The sequence below is a fragment of the Treponema medium genome, assembly GCF_017161265.1.
Classification (GTDB): domain Bacteria; phylum Spirochaetota; class Spirochaetia; order Treponematales; family Treponemataceae; genus Treponema; species Treponema medium.
In genome coordinates, this window is the sequence record NZ_CP031393.1 from 1,127,062 (window position 1) to 1,151,340 (window position 24,279).

Annotated in this window: 22 protein-coding genes; 9 read left to right on the forward strand and 13 right to left on the reverse strand. The window is 45.8% G+C overall.

All coding sequences use genetic code 11. The annotated features are described in order from the left end of the window. Nucleotides 1–22 precede the first annotated feature (22 nt). The 4 genes from DWB79_RS05065 to DWB79_RS05085 are packed head-to-tail and all read right to left on the reverse strand — an operon-like array spanning nt 23 to nt 4,669. On the reverse strand, nt 23–880 hold the full coding sequence (locus tag DWB79_RS05065; RefSeq protein ID WP_016522963.1) for an ABC transporter permease subunit: 858 nt from the start codon (nt 878–880) through the stop codon (nt 23–25). After that, nucleotides 877–1,926: an ABC transporter permease gene (locus DWB79_RS05070; protein ID WP_016522964.1), complete on the reverse strand. Its 1,050-nt coding sequence runs from the start codon at nt 1,924–1,926 to the stop codon at nt 877–879. Before DWB79_RS05070 ends, DWB79_RS05065 begins: the two co-directional genes overlap by 4 nt. Then, nucleotides 1,919–3,637: an ATP-binding cassette domain-containing protein gene (locus DWB79_RS12015; protein ID WP_016522965.1), complete on the reverse strand. Its 1,719-nt coding sequence runs from the start codon at nt 3,635–3,637 to the stop codon at nt 1,919–1,921. The genes DWB79_RS05070 and DWB79_RS12015 overlap by 8 nt, the downstream gene beginning before the upstream one ends. Nucleotides 3,638–3,646: 9 nt before the next feature. Then, a complete protein-coding gene (locus DWB79_RS05085) occupies nt 3,647–4,669 on the reverse strand; it encodes a BMP family ABC transporter substrate-binding protein (RefSeq protein WP_016522966.1) in 1,023 nt (340 codons plus the stop codon). A 404-nt stretch (nt 4,670–5,073) separates the two neighbouring features. On the opposite strand from DWB79_RS05085, the gene DWB79_RS05090 reads away from it, so the two are divergent. The 8 genes from DWB79_RS05090 to DWB79_RS05125 all read left to right on the forward strand — a co-directional run bounded on the left by DWB79_RS05090 (nt 5,074) and on the right by DWB79_RS05125 (nt 11,672). Beyond that, complete coding sequence (locus DWB79_RS05090) at nt 5,074–5,577, forward strand: hypothetical protein (RefSeq protein ID WP_016522967.1); 504 nt, start codon at nt 5,074–5,076, stop codon at nt 5,575–5,577. A gap of 21 nt (nt 5,578–5,598) precedes the next feature. Next, nucleotides 5,599–5,748 carry a hypothetical protein gene (locus DWB79_RS05095; RefSeq protein WP_156831502.1) on the forward strand — a complete coding sequence of 50 codons (150 nt, stop codon included), beginning with the start codon at nt 5,599–5,601 and terminating at the stop codon, nt 5,746–5,748. Between the two features lie 200 nt (nt 5,749–5,948). Further along, nucleotides 5,949–7,070: an ABC transporter ATP-binding protein gene (locus tag DWB79_RS05100; RefSeq protein ID WP_016522968.1), complete on the forward strand. Its 1,122-nt coding sequence runs from the start codon at nt 5,949–5,951 to the stop codon at nt 7,068–7,070. 14 nt (nt 7,071–7,084) lie between these two features. After that, entirely contained in the window at nt 7,085–7,942 is an 858-nt protein-coding gene (locus DWB79_RS05105) for an ABC transporter permease (RefSeq protein WP_016522969.1), read from the forward strand. Between the two features lie 18 nt (nt 7,943–7,960). Further along, a complete protein-coding gene (locus DWB79_RS05110) occupies nt 7,961–8,896 on the forward strand; it encodes an ABC transporter permease (RefSeq protein WP_016522970.1) in 936 nt (311 codons plus the stop codon). A gap of 17 nt (nt 8,897–8,913) precedes the next feature. Next, the gene (locus tag DWB79_RS05115; RefSeq protein WP_016522971.1) at nt 8,914–9,795 is read left to right on the forward strand and encodes a hypothetical protein; all 882 of its coding nucleotides are present in this window, start codon (nt 8,914–8,916) and stop codon (nt 9,793–9,795) included. Then, nucleotides 9,792–10,550, forward strand: coding sequence for a YfcE family phosphodiesterase (locus DWB79_RS05120; protein ID WP_016522972.1), 759 nt, complete (start codon nt 9,792–9,794; stop codon nt 10,548–10,550). Before DWB79_RS05115 ends, DWB79_RS05120 begins: the two co-directional genes overlap by 4 nt. Nucleotides 10,551–10,640: 90 nt before the next feature. After that, nucleotides 10,641–11,672, forward strand: a complete 1,032-nt coding sequence (locus DWB79_RS05125) for a PTS sugar transporter subunit IIC (RefSeq protein ID WP_016522973.1) — start codon at nt 10,641–10,643, stop codon at nt 11,670–11,672. A gap of 8 nt (nt 11,673–11,680) precedes the next feature. On the opposite strand, the gene DWB79_RS05130 is transcribed toward DWB79_RS05125, so the two are convergent. Together DWB79_RS05130 and dnaA are read right to left on the reverse strand one after the other, a co-directional pair. Further along, on the reverse strand, nt 11,681–12,715 hold the full coding sequence (locus tag DWB79_RS05130) for a hypothetical protein (RefSeq protein ID WP_016522974.1): 1,035 nt from the start codon (nt 12,713–12,715) through the stop codon (nt 11,681–11,683). 489 nt (nt 12,716–13,204) lie between these two features. Continuing rightward, on the reverse strand, nt 13,205–14,599 hold the full coding sequence (gene dnaA, locus DWB79_RS05135) for a chromosomal replication initiator protein DnaA (protein WP_016522975.1): 1,395 nt from the start codon (nt 14,597–14,599) through the stop codon (nt 13,205–13,207). 570 nt (nt 14,600–15,169) lie between these two features. On the opposite strand from dnaA, the gene DWB79_RS05140 reads away from it, so the two are divergent. Continuing rightward, entirely contained in the window at nt 15,170–16,360 is a 1,191-nt protein-coding gene (locus DWB79_RS05140) for a MalY/PatB family protein (protein WP_016522976.1), read from the forward strand. Between the two features lie 98 nt (nt 16,361–16,458). Here DWB79_RS05140 and DWB79_RS05145 read toward each other — a convergent pair whose 3' ends face one another. The 7 genes from DWB79_RS05145 to DWB79_RS05175 form a co-directional block, all read right to left on the reverse strand. Further along, a complete protein-coding gene (locus DWB79_RS05145; RefSeq protein WP_016522977.1) occupies nt 16,459–17,058 on the reverse strand; it encodes a DUF2715 domain-containing protein in 600 nt (199 codons plus the stop codon). Next, entirely contained in the window at nt 17,055–18,599 is a 1,545-nt protein-coding gene (locus tag DWB79_RS05150; RefSeq protein WP_040859445.1) for a BCCT family transporter, read from the reverse strand. The genes DWB79_RS05145 and DWB79_RS05150 overlap by 4 nt, the downstream gene beginning before the upstream one ends. Continuing rightward, nucleotides 18,577–20,406 (reverse strand): sugar phosphate nucleotidyltransferase, encoded by a 1,830-nt coding sequence (locus DWB79_RS05155; RefSeq protein ID WP_016522979.1) that lies wholly within the window; start codon nt 20,404–20,406, stop codon nt 18,577–18,579. Before DWB79_RS05155 ends, DWB79_RS05150 begins: the two co-directional genes overlap by 23 nt. 291 nt (nt 20,407–20,697) lie before the next feature. Next, complete coding sequence (locus DWB79_RS05160) at nt 20,698–22,206, reverse strand: ABC transporter ATP-binding protein (RefSeq protein ID WP_016522980.1); 1,509 nt, start codon at nt 22,204–22,206, stop codon at nt 20,698–20,700. 17 nt (nt 22,207–22,223) lie between these two features. Next, nucleotides 22,224–22,904 carry an energy-coupling factor transporter transmembrane component T gene (locus DWB79_RS05165; RefSeq protein ID WP_016522981.1) on the reverse strand — a complete coding sequence of 227 codons (681 nt, stop codon included), beginning with the start codon at nt 22,902–22,904 and terminating at the stop codon, nt 22,224–22,226. 76 nt (nt 22,905–22,980) lie between these two features. Next, on the reverse strand, nt 22,981–23,574 hold the full coding sequence (locus DWB79_RS05170) for an MptD family putative ECF transporter S component (RefSeq protein WP_016522982.1): 594 nt from the start codon (nt 23,572–23,574) through the stop codon (nt 22,981–22,983). 67 nt (nt 23,575–23,641) lie between these two features. Continuing rightward, nucleotides 23,642–24,109 carry a hypothetical protein gene (locus DWB79_RS05175; protein WP_016522983.1) on the reverse strand — a complete coding sequence of 156 codons (468 nt, stop codon included), beginning with the start codon at nt 24,107–24,109 and terminating at the stop codon, nt 23,642–23,644. Nucleotides 24,110–24,279: the final 170 nt, after the last annotated feature.

Here is a 24,279-nt window from a genome sequence, read left to right on the forward strand (position 1 = left end):
GGTAATAAGGCAGGTACGGATGTCATCTCCCCCTATACCGCTTCCATATTCGGATAATCAGCTTTTCGGCGATAATCAGGAAGAGGCCGAGCACGAAAGGCAGGCCGATCAAAAGCGCCGGATGTTCCATACCGATTTGCGCCGCCGCGATGGTGTTTTCAAGATAGACGAACAGCAGTGCGGCACAGATTGTTCCGATAACGGAGCGTCCGCCTGCATACGCAAGCACGAGGGCGATCCAACCCTTGCCGGCGCTTTGGTTTGGAACAAAGGCTCCCAGCTGGAGGGATAACAGGCAGCCTGCCAACGCCGCCGCCGCCCCGGACATACCCATTGCCGCTATCTTTAACCGTGCGGTATGCACCCCAATCGAATCCAAAAATACAGAATCTTTTCCGAGTATCTTTATCCGTAAGCCTGTTTTGGTGTAGCGGCAAAAGAGCGCAAGTCCGAGGCCGGTCAAAACGGCGAGCGCCGCGCTCGCCGTTTTGACGAGCTGCGGCTGAAGCAGCAGCTCCGGCGGCAGCGCAACGATACTCCGGTTACCGAAAAACCGTGTACTCAGTATGGAAACAAAGCCCGCAGCGGTTAAGTTTACCGCAAGTCCGACTATGTAGATATTGGCTTTACGATAGATAGCAAGATAGGTAATAAACATACTTAACCCTGCACCCAACGTAAGCGAGAGGGCAAGCCCCGGAATAAGACCGCCGAGGCTTTCGGTTAATAGAATTCCGCCGATTCCCGTAAAGGCGCTTAAAAGCATCAGTCCTTCTATTCCGACGTTCAACAGCCCTGCATATTCCGAAACGAGGGCAGCGCAGGCGGCAATCAGCAGCGGCGCGGCTTGTGCAATCAGTGTAATCGATGCGGTTATCATACAGGACTTCCTTTTCGTTTTTGCCGGAAAAAATCAACCGTTATCAATATAAACGCAATCCCCTGTACAATTGACGAAAGGTCAAAGGACGTGCTTGTCTGGAGCATCGCAGCCTTGCCGCCTGCTTCCATCCACGCAAAAAACAGCGCGCCGAATACCGCACCCAACGGATGATTGCGCCCGATAAGCGCGGCGGAGATACCGCTCCAGCCTAGTCCCGACGTAATGCCTGCGTAGACATAGTGTCGCGAGCCGTATACGCTGAATGCGCCCGCAAGTCCGTGGGCTGCTGCGCCGAATGTCAGCGCCAAGACTGAAATCAAGCCGACCTTAATTCCTTGGGATTGTGCGAAAGCGCGGTTATTGCCGGTTAATCCGAGTTCGTAGCCGTAGCGGGTACGCTTGAACATCCAGAAAAGCAGCGCCGTTATTATCACCGTAAAAAAGATACTGCTATTCAATGTCGAAGGAGGCCAAAAAGAAGTGAAGAACCACGCTTCGGTTGTATATGGGGTTGCCATCAGATTGCTTGCAGAATCTCTGAATATATCGTTGACGCCGTAGTCGATGAGTGGGAGCAGTGCGCAGGATAATAAATAGGTGCTGATCAGTTCGGTAATGCCGAGAAATTGTTTCAAAAAAGCGGAAATAAAACCTAAAAGGCCGGAGCAAAGAGCCGCGAGTATACATCCGGCGATAAGGCCGAAGGGCTGCGGGAACTGTGGTGTCAGCAATGCGAATTCCACCGCGATAAACGAAGCGAGATACGCTTGCCCCTCGCCGCCGAGGTTGAAAAAGCCTGCCTTTGCCGGAAGGATAAAACCCATCGCGCAGAGCAAAATGAGTGAGGCTTGGTCGAGCATATTGCCGAAATAAAACGTATTGGTAAAAGGGGAAATAAAAAACGCGATAAGCGTTTCGAGCGGTTCTTCGCTCTGCGCTGCCAAACAGATTGCCGCCGCGGCTGCGCTTGCGGTTACCGAAATAATACTGTTTAAAAGCGGGGCTGCTTTTTTGAGACGGTGTTGTTGCGTATCTTTATTCATCTTTACTCGCCTGCATCATCGCCGCAATGATTTCCGCGCGGTTATATGCGGAACGTTCCATAAAGCGGGTCAGGACACCGCGGTATAATACATGAATACGGTCGCAGGTTTCAAGCGCAGCGTCTACATCCGAGGTGAGCACGATAACCGCTGCCCCTTTTTCAGCGAGATTGCGGAGCCGCTGCAGCAGTGCAAGCTGTACCTTCCTGTCCAGCCCCCAATAGGGTTCGGCACAGATAACCAACTGCGGCGGCGGATTGTCGAGTTCGCGGCTGAAAATCAGTTTTTGAATCATACCGCCTGATAAGCTCAACACCGAATCTTTCCACGAGCGGGGAATATCGAATGAACAGCTGCGCTTCCATGCTTCAACCGCCGCGGGGGAGTAAATACCGAAGCGGTACAGCGAGGCACGTGCGCGGACATAGAGGTTCTCCGCAATGCTGTGTCTGCCGGCAATGCCGTTCCTCATCCGCTTGCTGGGGATGTAGGCGTAGGTTTCGCGCGGTATGCGGCTTAGGGGCTGCCCGTCAAACCGGATAGTACCGCTGTCCGGTTTGAGCGTGTTGACCAGTAGATATTCCAAAAGTTCCAGCCCCTGCTTTTTTATGCCGACGACTCCGGTTATCTTCCCGTGCGGAACATCGATTGAAAAATCCGAAAAGCGGACTCCTCTGTTGCTGACGGCAGCAACATGCGAAACAGTCAGTCCCGCCGCCGGTTTTGACGAAGGAGCCTGAAACTGCGATGTAGAAGAACTTTGGAACTGCGATGCCGGAGAGACCGTACTCGATTGTAGCGTGCCCTTTAGCGCTGCTTTGGATGGGGATGCCGCAGACGGATGTTCCGAAGATGGTGCGTCGGATTGTGGTGTATTTGTATACGATGAAGTATTAATGTTTGATGAACCGGCGGCTGTACCGGTATCGGCTTGAATCGGCGGAGTATCCGATTGTACTTCGGCGGCAGTCCATTCCGTCTGTTCGGAACCGAAAATTTCTTGCAGCAGGAGGTTTACATTTACGGTAGAATCGATTGAACCGTTCCATACCGTTTTGCCGTTTCGCAGAATATGCACCGTGTCCATAAAGCTCAACACTTCTTGAATGCGGTGTGTTACTACGATAATACATGCGCCCCTGTCCGCGCAGCTGCGGAGTGTGCCGTATAGCTGGGTAATTTCCTGCGGACTAAAGGAGGCGGACGGTTCGTCTAAGAAGAACACGGAAGGATTTTTAAGCAGCGCTTCTCCGATTGCCGCCCAGTGCAGCTGCGCCGTATCGAGTGTTTCCGCTTTTGGGATGAGCGGCAGCACGATACCGTAGCGGGCGAGCGCCGCCGCAATTGCGTTTTGAGTTTTTTGGGGCGAAAGAACGTTGGCGGCAATATCTTTTGCGGTATGTAATCCGATTGCAAGGTTTTCCCATACCGTAAGCTCCGCCGAAAGCTGCGGATGCTGAGGCGTCAGCACGAGCCCCCGTGCAATACCGTCTGCAGCGGAACGTAAGCTCAGCGCTTCGCCATTGTAAAGGATGCGGCCACTGTCCGGTTGTAAATGACCGGTACAGAGGCGGGCAAGCGTTGACTTTCCGGCGCCGTTTTCGCCTAACAGCGCATGTATCTTGCCTGCCTCAAACTCAATGCTTACCCCGTCTACAGCCGTAATACCGTTTTCCGGAAACGTAAAGCGTAAGTTTTCCGTCGAAAACACAAAGGAATCCTAGTGAGCGGATAAGGTCAATGCTCCGGTTTTAACGCCGTCTATCAGTTGTTGTACTTTTTGAGTAATGTCTGCCGGTACGGCGGAAGGTACTCCTTCAAAAGCAAAGTTTACCGCACCGTCTTTTATGCCGAGTTCTGCCGAAGTGCCGAATTCCAAACGTCCTTCTACAAAAGCAATCACAGAGTCGGTACAGGCTGTCTTTTGGCTAACCTCCGTTGAACCGACTACAATGTCCTTCCCGTAGGAATATCCCGGCCGGTCAAACCACATCACATACGCGCCGTGTTCCCGGGCAGCGGCAACAACTCCGGCATTTCCGCCGCCGCAGATTGTTAAGATGACATCAGCTTTATTTTTGATCATCGAAGCGGCAAGCTCGGAGGCTTTGGCGGCGTCATACCAATTACCGAGGACACGGAAATCCAGCTCAAAGTTTTTATTGACGGCTTTTGCTCCGTCCAAGTAGCCTTTCCGTATTTTGTCATTCATAACCGGAAACTCCTGTCCGGCGAGAAGACCGATCTTATACGCAGCGTTTGCATTCTTCATTGAACTGCTGCTGACGAGCGCGGCGTAGTAACCGTTGAGGTAACCCTGTTCGTACTGATTAAATCCGACGGTTTTTATTTGAGCGTTTCCGGCAAGGTAGCCGTCCAGCAGCAGGAATTTTTGTTTGGGCGCGGATTGCAGTACCTTTTCTGCGATTGCCGGCAACGAAGGATTGGAACTGATAATGAGATCATACTTTTTGCTCAGGGCGAGCGCTGTCAGTCCGTTCTGCCATTCACCCTGATTCACACCGCCTTCTACAACCTTGACGGTAACCGGTTTCCCCTTTTTGTCCAACTGCGCCTTCGCATCCTGTACACCCTCTACGAGCAATTCATACGTCGGGTTTCCTTTGACAATTCCGGGTACAAAGACCGCAATGGAAACCGCTTTAGGTTTTGCAAAAAGAGGTACGCCTGCGATTAAGGCGATACTACAACCGAGTATGATGATTTTTTGTTTTAACGTCATGTTACACTCCTATAAAAACTTTTGCAGGAAACATAAGTTTCCGAAAAAGTTTTTAGTCGTGCACGCATTACGCGCACACGTAAATAATCAAGTTTGCGTAAGCAAACTTGAGATAAAAAGCTCCGACGCTATTTTAGGCGGAGCTTTTTATCGTAGCTCCTTACTGTATTAACTATAGCTAATTATAAATAAAGCGATTAAAAATGGTAAAATTGTTAACCGACAGGCTCATACCGTACAATATTTCTCTATTCTTGTCTAGGATTTTTGACAGAGTGAGAGGGCGACCTGCTTGTTATTTTAATAAAAATAATGCATAGTAACCGACAATGCCTAGCCTATAATGCGGTTGTTTTATCGCTATCAGTTTTAAGAATACCCTTATCCTCAAAACGGAGAAACGCATGCGTAAACTTTATACCATTACAGTCGGAATATTTTTAATCCTTTTGTTTGCAGCTTGTACGCAGTTTACTACAGATATAGACGTATTTTTGAGTTATTGGTCGACGGAAGTTGCCGCTACGGATTTTACGCTCGATAAACCATATATCAGTATAGGAGAGACATCGTATGTATCATCGATGGAAGACGTAATAGTTACGATTAAACTGCGGAATCCCAAAAAATTGACCCTCAAGATGCCGACATCCTCCGATAAGGTTATCCGTTTTCCGGGGCTGTCTACTCAACCTCAGTACGGTATAGAAAAAGACTATACCCTCACGCAAACGACAAGCAATAAACTCATCCTCACATATAAGAAAGACTTTTTACAAGCGCACGAATGGAGTAACGGCAATATCGGAGCCGAGATTACCTTCATTGCTGATGACAATAGAGTGTTCGACAAGCGATTCAGTATGAACCTCAAGGCGGCGCGCAGTATGCAGGGGCTTTCAGGATAACCCCTTGCTTTCATTACCCCCATGAACGGACAAAGCCCGAATACGGCATTTACCAAAAAGCTGGAAGAAAAAGTAAATGAAACCAAAGAAGACGAAGAGAAACGGAGGGAATATATGTTAATAACTCATTTGAAAAAGATGCCCGTCATGAAGGCTGGAAAGCCGGTATAGCCCCACGAATAGTGTATTGCTTTTGTATGCACATCAGCGTATATGAATATATTGCTTTTAAATTATTGAACAGACAAATGTACATATTGACATAAACCGTTAAATGTTTCAAATATAGTAGGTCATCTCTAAAAGTTCGCTTATCGGCTAAACGTTTTTAGAGGTGCCCTATAACGAGTTGAAGGGGGCGCGATGCGTCAGTGAAAGGGTGCGAAGTTTCAATCGAAAATGTTTCAAAAACATTTGGAGATTTTCATGCGGTGGATAATGCCGTTATTCACATTAAGCGCGGGGAGTTTTTCTCGCTATTGGGGCCTTCCGGTTGTGGGAAAACAACGTTGCTGCGCATTATTGCCGGATTTGAACAGCCTGATTCGGGAGTTATCACCTTTGACGGGCAAAATATTGTCGGCATAGAAGCCCATAAACGGCAATCGAATACCGTCTTTCAAACCTACGCGCTTTTTCCGCACCTGTCCGTGTATGAAAACATCGCCTTTCCGCTCAGAATTCGTAAGCGCCCGCAGGACGAAATTGACCGGCGGGTTAAAGAATACCTGCATTTAGTGCAGCTCGATGCACATATCTACAAAAAGCCGTCTCAGCTTTCCGGCGGGCAGAAGCAGCGGGTTGCGATTGCCCGTGCGCTGATTAACGAACCGCGAGTGCTGCTCTTGGATGAACCGCTTTCCGCATTGGATGCTAAACTGCGGGCAAATCTTTTAATTGAGCTTGATAAACTGCACGACCAAATCGGTATTACCTTTATTTTTGTGACGCATGATCAAAGCGAAGCGCTGTCCGTTTCCGACCGTATTGCGGTGATGAATCAGGGGAAGGTGCAGCAAATCGGCAGTCCGTATGAAATTTACGAACAGCCTGCTACAGCTTTTGTTGCAAAGTTTATCGGCGAAACAAATCTCTTTGATGCAACCGTAGTTGCGTGCGAGCCGCATACGGACGGCTTTATGGTTACGCTTGATACTCCTGCGTTGGGAACTTCGGTTAAGATCACCGACTACGATAAAACCAAAGCGGGGCAGCCGGTATGTTTTACCGTGCGTCCGGAAAAAATCCGCATCTCATTAGAAAAGCCGTCCTCTTCGACAAAGGAACTGAACGTCTTTCGAGGTGAGGTAGAAGAGCCGATTTATTCGGGGTTCCAATCAAAGTTTTTTGTAAAGCTGGAATGCGGCACCGTGGTGCAGGTTTTTAAACAGCATCAAAATTATCTTGAAGACGGGCCTGAAATTGAATGGAAGGATACGGTGTATGTTTCGTGGGCGGCCAATGATGGCTACATCGTCGAAGATTTAACATAAAGGTATGTAAGACTATGGTGCAAGATCATTCCCGACGGCAGTACGCCTTTTTGTATACCTTTCCGATGGCAGCATGGTTTACCGTCTTTTTTGTCCTGCCGCTTCTCATCATCGGCGTATATAGCTTTCTTCAAAAAGGATTATACGGCGGAGTAGTGCGGCATTTCACGTTCAGCGCCTATATTCAGCTTTTTACTGCAAGCTACGGACTATTATTTGTACGGACGCTCTGTGTCAGCATTGCGGTAACACTGATTTGTATCTTGCTTGCGCTTCCTGCCGGATATGCGATTGCGCGTAGTAAGCATCAGCTGTTCTTTTTGTTTTTGATTATCATTCCTTTTTGGACAAACTCTCTGATTAGAATCAATGCGTGGATTTCGATACTCGGTACTCAAGGTTTCCTCAATGGACTTTTAAAAAAGATGCACCTCATTACGGAAAGTATTCCGTTTTTGTACAATCAGCAAGCGGTCATTCTTGTGTTGGTATATATGTTTATTCCGTATGCGATTTTTCCGATTTTTTCGGCTATCGACAAGTTTGACTTTTCATTGTTGGAAGCTGCACGAGATCTTGGCGCTACCAAAACAGAGGCTATCTTTAAGGTTATGCTGCCGAATATCCGTGCCGGAATCCTGACCGCCGTCATCTTTACCTTTATTCCGGTATTCGGCTCTTATACCGTGCCGCTTTTAGTCGGCGGGAAGGATTCTTATATGATTGGTAATCTGATTGTCGATCAGGTAACAAAGATCCGTAACTGGCCGCTCGCTTCAGCCTTTTCAGTGCTTATTACCGTTGTTAGCGCCGCCGGTGTCCTCTGGATGATGTACGCCAGCTTTAAGCAAGAAAAGCAAGCCGCAAAATAGTGATGATAAGGAGTGAGCATGTCTGATATACCGCAAGATTTACAACAGCAAGCGTTGCCGGTTCCTTATCGGCATAGTTTAGCAAAAAGCCCGTACCGGCGGTTAATTCAGAAATTCGGGAAGCGCAAGCGGGAATCCGAACCGGCGCGTCATGCACGGCGCGCATATAAGAATCTTAACAGCTCTTGGTTTTCCTCTACAGTGCTGGTGTTTGTACTATTGTTTTTATTTTTGCCGCTTGTAATTATTGCAGTGTTTTCCTTTAACGAAGGTAAGGCGGTCGTATGGTCGGGCTTTTCACTTAAATGGTATGCCGCGCTTTTCTTAGAATCTGAAAAATTGTGGACTTCATTTTGGCACAGCATATTTATTGCCTTTGTTTCGGCATTGTGTTCCGTTATTATCGGTACCTTTGCCGGTCTCGGCGTACAGTGGTATCGGTTCCGGGGCAGAGGGTATGTACAAGCGGTGAGTATTCTTCCGATGGTGCTGCCGGAAGTTGTTATCGGTATGTCTACGCTGATTTTCTTTTCGGCAATCAACATACCGCTCGGCTTTCTTTCTATTATTATCGCACATATCACTTTCTGTTTGCCCTTTGTGTTTTTGTTGGTGCTTGCCCGTCTTGAAGAGTTCGATTTTTCAATTGTCGAAGCCGCACGCGACCTCGGCGCAACGGAGCGGCAGACCTTGTTCAAGGTGATAATTCCTGCAATTTTTCCGGCTATTTTGTCCGGCTTTTTTATGTCGGTTACGTTGTCGCTTGAAGACTTTGTGATTACTTTTTTTGTGTCCGGCCCCGGTTCCACGACGCTGCCGCTTTATGTGTTTTCGATGGTGCGGTATGGTATTTCTCCGGTGATCAACGCACTGTCCCTCATTATGATTTTAGGAACCATGCTTATTGCTTTTATGTTACGTAATTTTTTAAAAGGAATTGCGGCCTCAAATTAAATGCCGCGTATTTAATTATGAAAAAAAATACTGAGACATCCTCCTCGGTTGCAGCGCATCCATCGTATTTGGGGAACTGTTTTGTAATGCGCCGTTTTACACAAACTGTTATTCGTACCGGTTTCATAATTTTAATTGTCGGTTTCATTGCCGGAGTTGCTTCTTGCGATGGGAAAAGCGGTTCAGGCAAGCAATCTTATCAAAAGAAGGACCTTGCTCATCCTCTGCTATTTGTGCTGGGAAAAGATTTTTATCAGTATTCCGATTTATTTACCTATCTTTCGAATATTTATACGGCGGAAAGTCTAAAGGTGAACCTGCATATTTTAAGCTACAGCGATATGACCGCAAAAACAAAACAGCCGCGGCTTTCCATGATTACTGAATGGCTTGCGGCACACCCTGTCGAGGCGCTTATTTCTATCGGTATTCCCGAAGGCGGCGCCCGCATACTGCGTATCGCTAAAGAAAAATACCCTGACTTGCATATTTTTTCCCTGTTGCCGGTAGAAGAGATTTTGCCGCTCGAAGCCTACAGCGATGTTGTTGTGGACTTTGAACTGCCCGACTCGTTTGCAAAGGCCGACAGGGCGGTGAATATCCCTGCGCATGATGTACAGACACTGGTTCTATGTGCCGTAACCGCTGTGGAACAAATCGGCGAGTTGCCGGAACAGGAGCCGTTTCCGCGGTTTGTGCGGGCGGTTGCAACAACGTCCGATATATTAAAAAAGCAGGGGATAGCGGCATGGGGCGGTACACCGTATGTACTGCAGCCCTATAAAGACCCTGAACTCAATATCCGTTCGTACAATTATCTTATTTTATCACCGCCTTCGACCGGCGGGCGTGCAGATAGCGAAGGACTGGAAATGACCGCCGTAGGGGAAAAACAATGAACCGTTTTACTCGCTGCGAAAACGGTATTATTGCGGATGCCGCTTTCTATAACCGGCTGCAATATGCGGATACTGCTTCTGTCTTGTTGCTTTCCGACACGCATGGAGCCGTAGATGCAGTGCGGTGGATTTTATCGGCTTTTAGCGAGGAATGCCAAGCATGCCTTTTTGCCGGAGACGGCGCTCAAGATATCATAACCGTTGTGCGCGAAGCTGCTGCCGGCAAGCTCACCATTCCGCCGGTGATTATTATGGCGCAGGGGAACTGCGACAGCCAGCTCTATCCGCCGGTTTTTCCAGATAGCGAAAACCCAAAACCGTTCGGGCTGCCGGTATATCAACAAAAGATGATAGCCGGACAGCAGATTTTATTGACGCACGGGCATCTGCACCATGTTGAACTTGACGGGCGTAAATTGAGCATGACGGCCGAAAATCTCGGTTGTACAATCGCCGTATACGGGCATACGCATATTCAAAGTATCGAAGGTTTTGGCGGCGTTACAGCTGTCAATCCGGGCAGCCCCTTGCGTCCCCGCGGTAAATCTTACGGCGGTTTTGCTATCCTTTCTATCAACAATACAAAAAAGACGCCCAACCGAACGGCAACAGAAGCCGATACCGGAATCGCCGGCGCTGACGGCACTTTGGTTGACAAATGCGGAGAGTTGAAACTATATACCTTAACAAAGAAAAACACCGGCGCTTTTTCCGCCGCCGTACATGCGGTTTATCCCATTTATGGGCACCCCTAAATTGCGATTGGTTTTTTAGAGGTTCATTCTTGTAAAAAATAGTGCAGGGGAGTAAACTCTCCGCACGAATATAAGGAGATTTGTCTCAATATGAGTAAATTACAGCTTTTCTTAAAAAGAAAAGATATAGAGATTTCCGGTAAGCGGTATTTTATTGATGCGATGAGTGCTATGGCGATGGGGCTTTTTTCATCCTTGCTTGTCGGAACAATACTGAGAACCGTAGGGCAGCAGCTGCATATCACCTTTTTGACCGATACCATCTGGCCGATATGCCGTGATATGACGGGCGCCGCCATCGGTATTGCCGTTGCGCACTCGCTTAAAGCGCACACCTTTGTCTTATTCTCCGCCTCTATTGTCGGGTATGCCGGTAATATGTTCGGCGGTGCAGTGGGCGCCTTTATTTCCGCCATTGTCGGTACCGAGCTGGGGAAACTGGTTTCAAAAGAAACAAAGATCGACCTCATCGTTACGCCGACGGTAACCATTCTTTCCGGCAGCATAATAGCCGTCTTTTTCGGTCCGTATATGTCTGCGTGTATGAATTGGCTCGGAGGCGTCATTATGACAGCGACAACCCTACGTCCGTTCCTGATGGGTGTTTGCCTTGCGGTATTGGTTGGGATCATTCTCACGCTGCCGATCAGTAGTGCGGCGCTCTGCATGATGCTTTCTCTTTCGGGGCTTGCAGGAGGAGCGGCTGCGGCGGGATGCTGTGCTCAAATGATCGGATTTGCGGTGATGAGCTATCGGGATAACGGATTTGGCGGAAGCTTTGCAGTTGGCATCGGCACCAGTATGCTCCACATGCCGAATATTATTAAAAATCCCCGAATATGGATACCGCCGATCGCCGTATCCGCCGTACTAGGGCCTATTTCAACTATGCTGTTAAAGCTGGAAAATACACCCATCGGCTCCGGTATGGGAACGTGCGGGTTGGTAGGACAAATCGGCGCATTGACGGCGATGAGTGAAACCGGACGCAGCACCGCAAGCATCTATCTTTCTATCTTACTGTTGCACTTTATCGCTCCCGCTGTACTAACGATTCTTTTTACCGTGCCGTTGCGGAAAATCGGATGGATTAAAGACGGCGATTTAAAACTTGCGCTGTAACAGCTGTATTATGTGTCGCTTAAGCCTTCTTCAAAAATGAACTGGATATAGAGGTCTTCGAGTGTCCGCTTGGGACCGGGGACTTGGAGTCTCCGCCGTGATTCGGCATTGCTTTTCCGGTCAATAAAAGAAGTATAGAAACCGCGTGGATCATCACTCGGAAACTCTCTTTTAAAGCCGAGCAGATTATATGCTTCGTCTCTGCTGAGGGCGGAAGCTTTTCTTTCCTTCAAAACGTTGCGGATAAAATTGATCTTTTCATAAGAGATGCCGAATAAAAATTCTTCCAATGCTTGACCGATTTCAGGGTCTGCCAGCTTCGCAATCATAAACCGTTCCCACGATTCATCCAGCTCCATTGAAAGAAGAAAAAGTTCGCTTACGCCGAGCATACTGCCGAAGTTCGGCGCAAGTTTGTTTCGTGCTGTCCAGACTTTGTGTAAAACAGGTGCAAAAGATGAGGAGTGTTCATCCAGCCGATGTTCCCATAGTTCGGTTAATAATTCTGCTATGTCTTTTCGTGTTTCATGCTGAAGCTCGGCATTATCAAGGAGCATCGTATACACATCTTCCGCCATAAGCGCGAACATAGCGCGAAGCGTAATCCGCCGCAGCGCTTGGATATCTTTTTCTTCAAAAAAAGCATTCATCGCTATTTTGGTAAGTGCGGAAAATGTTTGGAATTTGGCAATCAGAAAGCTTTTTCCAAGAATAACCTTTGTCGGTAATGTCAGTAAACGTGAAGCGGGTGCGCTGCTGCACAGTGTGTCGATCAATGTTTCTGCCGATCGATGTTCACCTGCAAGGACAGTACTGCGTTGTATTGAGGGGTAGCGGGAGACGGCAACCGCCACTTGTTCTAATGTTGTAATATAGTTTGCAATGTTGCTCAGTACCCCGGGAGCATAAGCTTGTAAGCTTTTTAAAATCTGTTCGATTACCGCGTGTTCGTCTTTATCGAACACCACAATATCGGATGAAGTACCTCCATCTTCAGTTGTGTATGGCATTGAGAGCGTTGCAGACAAAGATGCATAAGTCATACCCTATTAGTATATCATAAAAATCGAATTCTGCCAAACATTTTCTTGCGGATATCAGGACAAACGCATCAGGTCGTTTTTTTAATAACCCCGCAGAATAAGTGAGGTTGTTCAAGTAGAACTGCCAAGGATGGCATCGCTAAAAAATGTACATCCCTGTACATTTTTTAGCTTCGAGTTTTCCTGATGAAAAACTCGATACTGTTTGGAACCACTGACTTCCTGTCAGTACAGCGTCGTTTCTGATCTATCCGCCCGCCGTCCATGGCGGTATTGAGCCAAATCTCGCCTTCAATGCGCCCAAGGATGGGCGTGGGATAGGTCAGAAACAAGTTTTGGAACAAAACTTGTCCTCAACCGATGTACATGGACGTACATCGGTTGAGAGGTACACGGATGTACAACAGTCGAAGATGGTTCAAATGGTCTCACAGCCTGTATTATTCTGCGAAATGTAATTCACTCATCTGATGTGTTTGCCCGTTGGCATTATTGATTGGCGTTGGTGATGCGTTTTTTCAGCTCGGCGATGGTAACCTCGAGCGATGGCTCAAGCGCTGTCTGTGTTTCTATTTTTTGATGCCCGTGCATGATCGTCGAATGGTCTCGTCCGCCTAATTCAACGCCGATTTCCGTGGTAGAGAATTCGGTCATTTCCCGGGCAAGATACATCGCAACCTGTCGAGGAAAAGAGATATTCTTTGTCCGTTTTTTTCCCTTTAAATCAACATACGAAATACCGAAATAGTCTGCGACGATTTTTAGAATCGTATCGATTGAAATATTATGCTGGCGGGGAGACCCGAATGTATCCTGTAAAAGCCGTTGGGCATTTTCGAGCGTGATGGGACCGGTCAGTTCCGAATATGCTTGCAATTTAGTGAGGGCACTTTCCAGATCACGGACGTTGGAAGAAATATTCTTTGCAATCAGGTGTACTACTTCGTCGGGAATGGAGAAATGCTCATCCTGAAGCTTTTTAAATAGAATAGCACAGCGGGTTTCATACGAAGGTATTTTTAAGTCAATACTCAACCCGCGGGTAAAACGGGAACGAAGCCGATCGGTTAAATTTTTTAGCTCTTCAACCGGGCGGTCGCACGTAAATACAATTTGCTTGTTGCTCTCATAGAGGGCATTAAAAGTGTGGAACAATTCTTCCTGTGTACCTTCTTTTTTTTCCAAAAAGTGGATATCATCAAGCAGCAGTACATCCGCATTACGGTACTTGTTTTTAAATTCATGCATTTTGTTTTTATTCACATGAGCAATATATTCATTCGTAAAGGTTTCGGCGGGCGCATATAAAATCTTCAGATTGGTATTTTGATACAGTGCATTGCCGATTGCCTGCATTAAGTGCGTTTTACCCAACCCTACGCCTCCGTAAATTAACAACGGGTTATACGCTGTTCCGGGGTTCTTCGAAACGGCAATGGCTGCGTTCGCAGGAAGCGGGTTGTCCGCATCGATAACGAATTTGTCAAACGTATAGCGTTCATTTAACAAGGGATGTTTCTTTTTTTCTTCAGGAGGTACCGATTTTTGTGGATCACGGAAAGCTGATGACGAAGATTCCTTCGGCGTATGCGCATTTTTTTTAGGTGATGCGTGGATATCCGTTTTCTCTGGAGGTTTTATTTCAAATTCAATGCTGATACGAGAGCCAAGCAGCTCCAATAGCTTTTTTTCAATAAAGAGTTCATATCGCTGCCGCACATTATCGCGGTAAAATTCGGAAGGTACCGATAAAACGATAGTGGTATCCGAAGCTCTCTCGTAGACGATACGCGAGAACCACATAGATATTTCCTGTTCACCTATCTCATTTTTTAATTGTTTAACGGTTTCTTCCCAAAAAATACGATAATCACAACTACTCATAACCGCTATTATACTACTACTTTCCTTTTTTTGACAATATGGAATTTTTAGAGTAACGGGAATGTTATGTTTTTAATCGTGTAAGTCATTGTATAATAATGACTTAATGTAAAAGATTGTAAAACATGAAACGTGTAAGTTGTTATGAGCTATGGCTTTATACATGTAATTTCTGTCGGTGTGCGCTATTGATTTTAATTTCTTTGTTTGCACACTTCGGTGTGCTGTCAATTCTCGGTTTTTCGCAAAATATTTATACCGCTCTTTAACCCTCGAAATCTGTTTATTTAAATATACAATGTTAATACAAATATATGAATACCAAATGCTTAAAAAAGGACTCAATAATGACAAATACAACACTTGTTCAAATCAGAGTTGATGGAAAGAGATATAGCGATTCCATCTGTTGTTCTTGCCGAACTTAAATATGGGGCAAAGAATTCCAACGATTGTGAAAAGACAAATTCAGTTTAGGAGCTGTTTTTGGATTTGTATCCGACAGCTGTTGAGGTAATATCGTCATTCCCGATAAAATTGTGATATTATCATGATAATAGGGAGATTGATATGAAATATGATTTTACGACAAAAGTAAACAGAGCCGGTTCAGGTTCACGTAAATGGGATGCGATGTATCAGGTCAACCCGCACGTCGATTCGTCCGTTGTGCCGCTTTCGGTTGCCGATATGGAATTTAAGATGCCGCCGGAATTAACGGAAGGGCTCAAGCACTATCTTGATAATGCCGTGCTGGGCTATACGGGGCCGACTGTTACATATAAAGAAGCGGTACAAAATTGGATGAAGGTTCAGCATAATTGGACGATTGCTCCTGATTGGATTGTCCCCACTGCGGGTGTCGTGCCTGCGATTTTTAATGCGGTCAGAGCTTTTACCGAACCGGGAGACGGCGTTATTTTGCTGTCGCCGGTGTATTATCCTTTTTTTAGGGCAATACGCTTGCAGGGGCGGATTGTTGCAGCATGTTCGTTACAGGAAAACGATGGCCATTATACGATTGACTTCGAAGCATTGGAACGGCTCGCTGCGAATCCGCGGAATAAAGCACTGCTCTTTTGTTCTCCTCATAATCCTGTCGGCAGAGTGTGGACAAAAGAAGAGCTGCATAAAATAGAAGAAATCGTATTAAAGCATAATCTTTTGTTGTTTTCGGACGAAATTCATTTTGATATTGTGATGCCGGGGTATACGCACACCGTTTTCCAATCGTTAGGGGACGACCTCGCGGAACGAACAATCACCTTTACCGCACCGTCTAAGACATTCAACATTGCCGGTTTGGGAATTAGCAACATCATCATTAAAAATGAGAATATGCGGAAAACTTTTGTAAACGCTCAAGAGCTTGGGGCGGGAGCATTGTTCACGGCATTGAGCTATAAGGCCTGCGAAATTTGCTATACGCAGTGCGCGGCGTGGCTCGATGAATTTTTGTCCGTAATCGATGCCAATCAGCGTATTGTGCAGCAGTTTTTCCAAACGCATCATCCCGAAATTAAAGCCCCGCTCATCGAAGGCACGTATTTGCAATGGCTCGATTTTAGGGCGCTGGGAATGGAACACAAGGCTTTGGAAGAATTTATGACGCAGACGGCGCAAGTGTTCTTAGATGAAGGATATATCTTCGGTGCCGAAGGCCGCGGTTTTGAACGGATTAACCTTGCAGCTCCCGCATCGGTCATTACTGAAACCCTCGAACGGCTGAGCGGCGCATTGCGGAACTTGAAGACGAAATAAGTGCCATAATGATCGAGAGGTTCTCTGCCGAAGTTATACCTTCGTTGGGAACCTCCTGTCTTATTTTCGACAAATCTGAGTTCTTGCAGCAGTTGATGTCATCGGTCTATTCTAAAAACGGGACCGATTGAAATAACGGTCGCGTTAACAATATTGATGTCTCGTCGTGTCGGGTAGGGCAAACAGCCAAGGCTATTGCCGACCCCGAAAAATATTCCGCATTTTTTATTAAAGTAATATGCGCCGCTTAAACGCATATTAAGAGCAGGCGCTAACGGCCACAGTCCTGCGGGGCCTATGCCAACCATAAGCTCAAAATTACTTCCGATACCGTGTGTGTATCCGAAAAGAAATTCAAAATAACCGATTATACCGAATCCCATCGATCGCGCTTCGCCGTGCATCGATTCTGGCGGTTTATAAGGATCTGTACGATGCTCTATTATAAAAATAGGCATAATATTATTGTTGACCATAAAAGTAAAGCCGTTTTTCTTTTGTACGAATATGATATCCAATCCGATTGCAGGACCGGCCATTGTTTCATACAAATACATTTTATCGGCATAGCGGGACGTATGTGCGAGAATTGCGCCTGTCATTCCGTTATGCGGTGCGAAAACAAAGTGGTCAAATCCTGCTGCAAAAAGATAAAGCGGTGCAAGCAGCAATACGGCAGTAATGCAATTCCTTTTCATATAATCTCCTTCGCATCCTTTAAAAAGCTGACAATAATGCAGATCATAATGATGCCGAGCGGGAAGGCGGCGATAATTGATAAACTTTGCAACTGACTGAGATTGCTGCCGGTAAGAATCAACGCTGCCGGTAGCAAGATAAAGACAACTGACCAAAATGCCCGTAGGCTTTTTTTGGGTTCGTTGCCTTCAAGCTGCCGCTGCGAATAAGATGCGATAACCATCGTAATTGCATCGAATGTACTCGCATAGAGAGCAATCATCGTGATGATGAGCAGCACTAAACCGACTTTCGCAAGCGGCAGCGTTTCCAAAATGCTTAAAATAATTTCGGCGGGAGGGATACCTGCAGCGAGCCGCTCGGCTGCCGGTAATAAGTCATGCGTTTCCAAATAAAGCCCGTAATTCCCCAGCACGATAAACGAGCAATAGGTTCCTGCGATGCCGCACATAAGGCCGCCCAGTACGGTATTCCGTACCGTTCGCCCTTCCGAGATTGTCCCGATAAAGAACGGCGTTGCGACAAACCATGCAATCCAATATGCCCAATAAAAAATCGTCCACTGCTGTGGGAATCCTGCGCCGTCTGCGCCCGAAATCCGTAGGGGATCCATCCATGTGGAAAGCGAGATAAAGTTTTGCAGCATCTTCCCGATGCCGGTTATGCTTGTTTCGATAATATAGAGTTTGGGACTGAACAAAAACACAAATACAATGAGGCTTGAAAAACACACAACGGCAACCTTTGCCAGATGAGAAATGCCTTTTATCCCCAGCAGAACAGCCGAGGTATATACCGCTGCAATAATGCAGAGTACAACCAAGGTAAGCATTCGTGATTCGGGAATGCCGGAGATGGTGGAAATTGCCAGCGACAACAGCGGTGTTGCAAGCGAAAATGTCGTTGCGGTTCCTGCTAAAAGACCGACAACTGAAAATACATCGATGATGGTTCCCAGTATGCCGTCGATTTTATTACCGAAAAGGGGGCGACACGCTTCAGAAAGTTTTTGCTTTTTCCGCTGCCGTACATGGAGCATATAACCGAACGCAACAGCGCATACGATATGGAAGCTCCACGGGGTAATGCCCCAGTGAAACAGCGGGTATGTTGCAGCCCAGTCTTGTTTTTCAGCTGCCGTAAGCAGATGTTTCCCGAATGGCGATGCTGTGTAGTAATATCCCCATTCGATAAGCGACCAATACAAAATATCGGCAGCCATCGTAGAGGTAAAAATCATGGCGCCCCATGTAAAATTGCTATAGCGCGGTTTATCGAGACTGCCTAACCGTATTGCTCCGTATTTTGAAAAAGCAAGATAAAACGCTGTACACACTAGGCCGAAGCCAAGAAGTATATAGAAAAATCCAAGCTTATTGACAAAAATGTTCCATAGAGTATCGATGACCTTCATCGATTGCTTCGGAAAGGTAAGCAGTAATGCCGCAGTGCCGGTTACAATGATGAGCGGTAAAAGTGTAATAACCCAATCGATTTCTCCGGAACCGTACCAGCCTTTATTCTGTTTCCGATAGTTCATCATTTTTCTCTTCTTTCCGTTCATCTATAAACTCCGTCATCTGCATAATTTGTTTGTAATAATCTTTTGCATATCGGTACATCTTTAGCCCGTACTCACCGAAATTTTCTCCCAGCGCTTGTTTATAACATGTCCACAGCGCCCATAAGAATCCTGCAAGCGCAACATAGATATAGACACGTAACTTCTCTTCGCTTTCCGGATCGCGGCGGAAGTAGCGGTGCATAAGATCGGCTATTTGAGCTTCGGAAAAGTAAGAGTAAATGGAAAACATTGCAAGGTCTGCCAACGGATCGCACATCGCGGCGTATTCCCAGTCGAGCAGTTTAACATCACCATCGCTGACAATAAAATTATCGCAGATTAAATCGATATGGGTCAGCACTTCCGGTTTTTTAAGTGTATCGAGTAAATCCAGCAAGGTGTTCATTTTTTCCCGGACTTCGGCATAATCGTAAAAAAGAATACCGTGCTTTGCTTCCGCTTGCTGTTCATAAAAATTAATCCGCTCCCTAAAATTAAATCGGTGTCGTACTGTAATACCGGATGTATGCAGCTTACGGGCTATCCACATACACGCTTCCAAATCATCCGAGTTGTGAGGATCCGCTATGTGCATATTTTCTTCAAACTGACTGATTTTTACACCGGTTATTTGGTCAAAATAGATAATCTTATCGGAGATACCGAGCGGCTCAATCGCTTTATATACCGCATATTCCTGTTTCCGGTTGATAAGAATGTCAGTACCGGCGCCCGGAATGCGGAAAATATATTTGTTGTTGTTCAGTTCAAATATGAAAGATTTATTAGTCATTCCAAGCCGCAACGGACGTAAGTTTTTGATCTGCATTTCAGGTTGTCCGAATACACGGGAGATCAATTCCATCCATTTATTCTGTGTAGAAATCATGTATGAGGTGTCGAATTGGCGCAGCTCTTCCAACGATTCAAATTCATATACCTGATTGGAGGGCTGTTTATTTGCAAACATCGTTAGCGTATTTAAATGACGGCTCAATACGTCTTCCCAATACCAGTCATCGGTATCCTCGCGATGATAGGCTTCTTCGATCATCGGACGAATGGTATCGGAAAAAGTACGCGAGAAATAAACCGGTCCGTACATCACCCATGCGTTCCTGCCGCCGACCTTTATTTTCATTATCTTGTCGTGTAAGCCAAGCTGTAGCACCCATTCATTTGTTTTTTCATTCACTTTGATCGACGAATACCATGAATCGTATTCATACGTGTGATACATATTTTTTCGCAGCCAGTTGTCGCTGGAAAGAATATAGGTGTTTTTGAGTTTATCGCGAACATGATACAGCGTTGAAAGATTGTTTTTATTTTCAAAATCGGGATTATACACAAGTTTTACATTGTATTTATCGATGAGGTATTCAAAGGTCTCTTTCAGATACCCGACGACTACGGTAATATCAGTAATTCCTGCTTCTTGCAGCTGCTTGATTTGGCGTTCAATCATTCGTTCGCCGAAAACCTCCAGTAATCCTTTGGGGATCGCGTATGTGAGCGGAATAAACCGCGAGCCAAAACCCGCCGCCATAATAATAGCATTGTCAACTTTACACGAATCGTATTCGGTATGCGCTTTAATGGTTAGAACTCTTTTGCCGATGGCGGGCAATCCGTTCGTTTTAAGAAGGCCATCCTGTTCCATAGCAAAGAGAATTTGATTGACATACGCAAGTGATATTTTTAATGTGCGTGCAATATCCCGCTGCGTAATCGCCGGATTTTTTTTCATTAACTCGATAATTTGAAAATATCGTCTTTTCATATAAAATGCAGTATATTTTAGTTTTTGTTCACTGTCAATGATAAGAATGTTGGAAAGTGAACAAAAAGGGTAGGTCAAATGCGCCGGAAGGCGATTTCAGTTTATAGAGAACCGCTAAAAACTGTAAACCTAACTGTTTGTTCCGTATTCATCAAGAAGCGGGAACCTCTAAAAACCTCAGTTTTTTAGAGGTTTTCCTTAGATTTTTTGCGATGTTTTTTGATAAGTCATAACAATGTAAAGACTTATCAAAAATACTCGTCGGGCATCTCTAAAAATCTAACCAAGTTTTTAGAGATGCCCAAACGTGTTTTCTCCTAAATGCACAATCCGCGTGCAGGCTTTGTGTATAAATTCATAGTCGTGGGTAACGATAAAGATAATGCGCCCTGCTGCAAGGCTGCGGATAACAGCGGAAACCCGCGCCATACTGTCGTAGTCAAGTCCGCTTGTGGGTTCATCAAACACAAGCAGCGGCTTAGCGCTTACCTGTCCCGCCGCAATAGCAACCCGCTGTTTTTGTCCACCCGAAAGAGAGCCGGGATGCCGTGTACGGATTTCCGTTAAATGCAAAGCGTTGAGCGCTGCTTCTACCGCTTCTGCTTGTGCTGTTTTCAAACCGAATGAGCATTCTGCCTCTACGCTTTCGGCAAAAAGCTGGTAGTTCACATCCTGCATCACCATATATGCCCGCTGTAACCGCTCTTTTGGTTTAAGCGGCTTGCCGTTCCATAGAAAACGGCCGGATGTTTCCTTGTGCAGACCGCACAATGCACGGACAAAGGTTGTCTTTCCGGTACCGTTTGCACCCGTAATTGCAATGACCTCTCCTGCATGAGCAGACAAAGAAAGATTATGGAGGATGCGTTTTTTCTTACGGTACAGTGAAACATTCTCCAACTCTAATGTAAGCGGCACTGCCAGCGCTGGCTGAACCGGCAGTTGTGGAGACTGAGCCGTATTTTGTGTGATCTGAACCGACGCTGCTCCGCTCATACGGCAGGGAGTTTTTGTCCGAATATCCATCGCCTCATTATGTATAAAGGAGAGGATTTCTTCCTGCAAATGAATTGCCCGCAGCCCCATCTCGTGACGTGTTTCAGCAGAAAGCGACTTAAACTCCACCGGTGTGAATATGCGGGCAATACAGCCGTTTTCCATATATACGATTTTATCTACAAGATCAGCTAAATAATACAGCCGGTGCTCCGCAACGATGACTGTCTTCCCTTGCGCTTTTATATTCCGTATGTAGCTTTGCAGCGCAGTAATCGATTCCGAGTCTAAATTTGACGAAAGTTCATCAAGTACATATATATCGGGATTCATCGCATACACCGAAGCAAAGGCGATTTTTTGTTTTTCGCCTCCGGAAAGCTCAAAGATATTTCTTCCGCTCAAAGTTTCAATATGCAAGTCTTCGGCTGTTTGCCGTACCCGCTGTACCAGTTGCTCCTGCGGATACCCTTCATTTTCAATACCGAATGCAATTTCGCTGTCGGTATCAACATTAAAAAATTGTGTCCGCGGATTTTGAAACACCGAACCGACCCGCTTAGCAATTTTATACAGCGGTAAGTCGCCAACGGTCTGATTGTCAATGAGTACGGAACCGGTGAGCGTGCCCATATAAAAGGAAGGAATTAATCCGTTGATCAACCGCGTAACTGTTGTTTTGCCGCAACCGGAACGTCCGCAAAGCAGAACGCATTCACCTTTTTGTATCTCCAAGTTGATATGATGTATGCCATCCGTTTCATTACCGGTATAGGTAAAAGAAACATCTCGTATCGTTATCATGACAGTATGAGTCCTTTTTATAATAGTAATGCCAGCGCTGTATACAGTAAAAAGACCACACTGGCGATGGCATCTGCAAACCTAAATTGAGTCTGCACAAGACACGTTCGCGGATGGGGATTTTCGATGCCGCGGGTAAGGGCAGCGATAGAAAGTTCGTCAGCTGTTTTTGATGCTGCTGACAACAATGGCACGTAAATACACTCAACGGTCATTACCGGCTGTTTCACAAATCCTGCAAGCGTCGGCGACACATCACGCATCCGCATTGCATCTTTAATGTACCGCCAATCTTCACCGATTGTGGGGAAATAACGGATCATCACTGCAAGCGGAATAACAATCTTTTTCGGAACACGGAGCCGATGCATTGCAGATAAAAATTCGTTCACCTTTGTTGAAGTGATAAACAAGCCACCCATCATACCGCAGGGATATACCTTGTGAAACAGCCCGAACGCAGCCAGCAGTGTTGTCTTCAGTGTGCCCGTCAGACCGGCTGCCCACAGTGTAAGCGCATACAGGAGCGCATAACCGGCGATCCCCATTAGTGCGCTGCGCCAATACCCGCACAAGATTCCCATCATACCGATGAGTATCACAAGCCCGGCTCCGTATACAAGAGACGGTGCAAGAGAGGCAGCAATAACGCACAAGAGCAGTATAAAAAGCTTTGTCCGCGGGTCAAGAGTGAGCATAAAAACCTTCTTTGATAATGAGTAATGTTTAATTGGTAATTAAAGCGGTGTGTATGCAATAACTAGTCATGACCGATTACACAAGTCCTGCTTTTTCAAATTGTTTTTTCAGCATCTTGTTGCCTACCCATGCACTGAATGCTGCAACGAGCAAGGTTCCGCCGACAATCACGACAGGCATCCATGATGCTGCCGAGGTGTTCATAGTTTCAATGTAGGAAGCGTCGGTGCCTTTTTTCAGCATCGCGTGTATCCATCCATCCCGGTCGATAAAAAAGATGAGATAGGTGAAGGTGTTTGAAAGCATAAACAGCATATACGAAAGTGCATTGAGTTTTTTATTGGTATAGGCGCCGAGTCCTGCAACGATGTCGGCGATAATGCCCATTCCGATATTGCCGAGTGCCATCGACCAATGCATTCCGGTAACAAAAAAGACAAAGCCTAAAATGATGCCGAGGATAGTAATGCTCCAGCGCTTGTGAACCTTTGCGACTAAAAGCAAATACACCGGACCGCACAATAATGCACAGCCCATCGGCATATAAAACGTCAATACCGGATTAGGTGCAAAAAACATGCCGCCGAGCATTGTAAACACAATCATCAATGCGGTAAAGATTCCCGTTGTTACCAAATCTTTTACCGATAACCCTTTTTGGGTATTCATATTTAGACCTCCAATACTATAATGTGTAATGCGTAATTTGTGATTATTCCAATTTATAATTCTTCATTCAACCCTGTTCTGAAACATCCGATTCGGAACAGAGAACCTTGAACTGCGATGCTTCTTCATGCAGTTTTAAATTTCCCTCATAATCAAGATCACCATCCAAACCGAAGACTTTGAAAATTGCATTCTTATCTTTTTTGTTTGCCGGATTATTTAAGCTGCCGCCGGTTGCGGGATAAAATGGAGCGTTTGATTTTGCTTTTATACATTCTTCTAATTTATCTATCTCCAATGAAAAACCTATTAATTCTGCCCTGTAATTTTTATGATACCACTGTTCATCCTTGTAGAAAGCATATTCTTTTAAAGACATTTCTTTATATATCAAGCCGTATTGAAGATAGGCAATATCTCTATCCAGATAATTTATACTCTCGCTTGTCGATATCGGAGCATCATTTAAGTCTTGATATGTAACTTTTCTGTTTCCGATAATTTTATATTCGCCGTAATAAATATTGTTATCCATAAGGGATCTCATTCGGAATTGTTCGCTCGTGAGGGAATAATTATTTCCGTTTTATCATCGTCCTCGGTAATGAAAGTGAGTATATCCACAAGAAGAAAATGTGTCAAATGGCTTACTTTTTGCTCTGAATCAAAGTTTTAAAAACAATCTTGTAATGCCACTTCTGATAC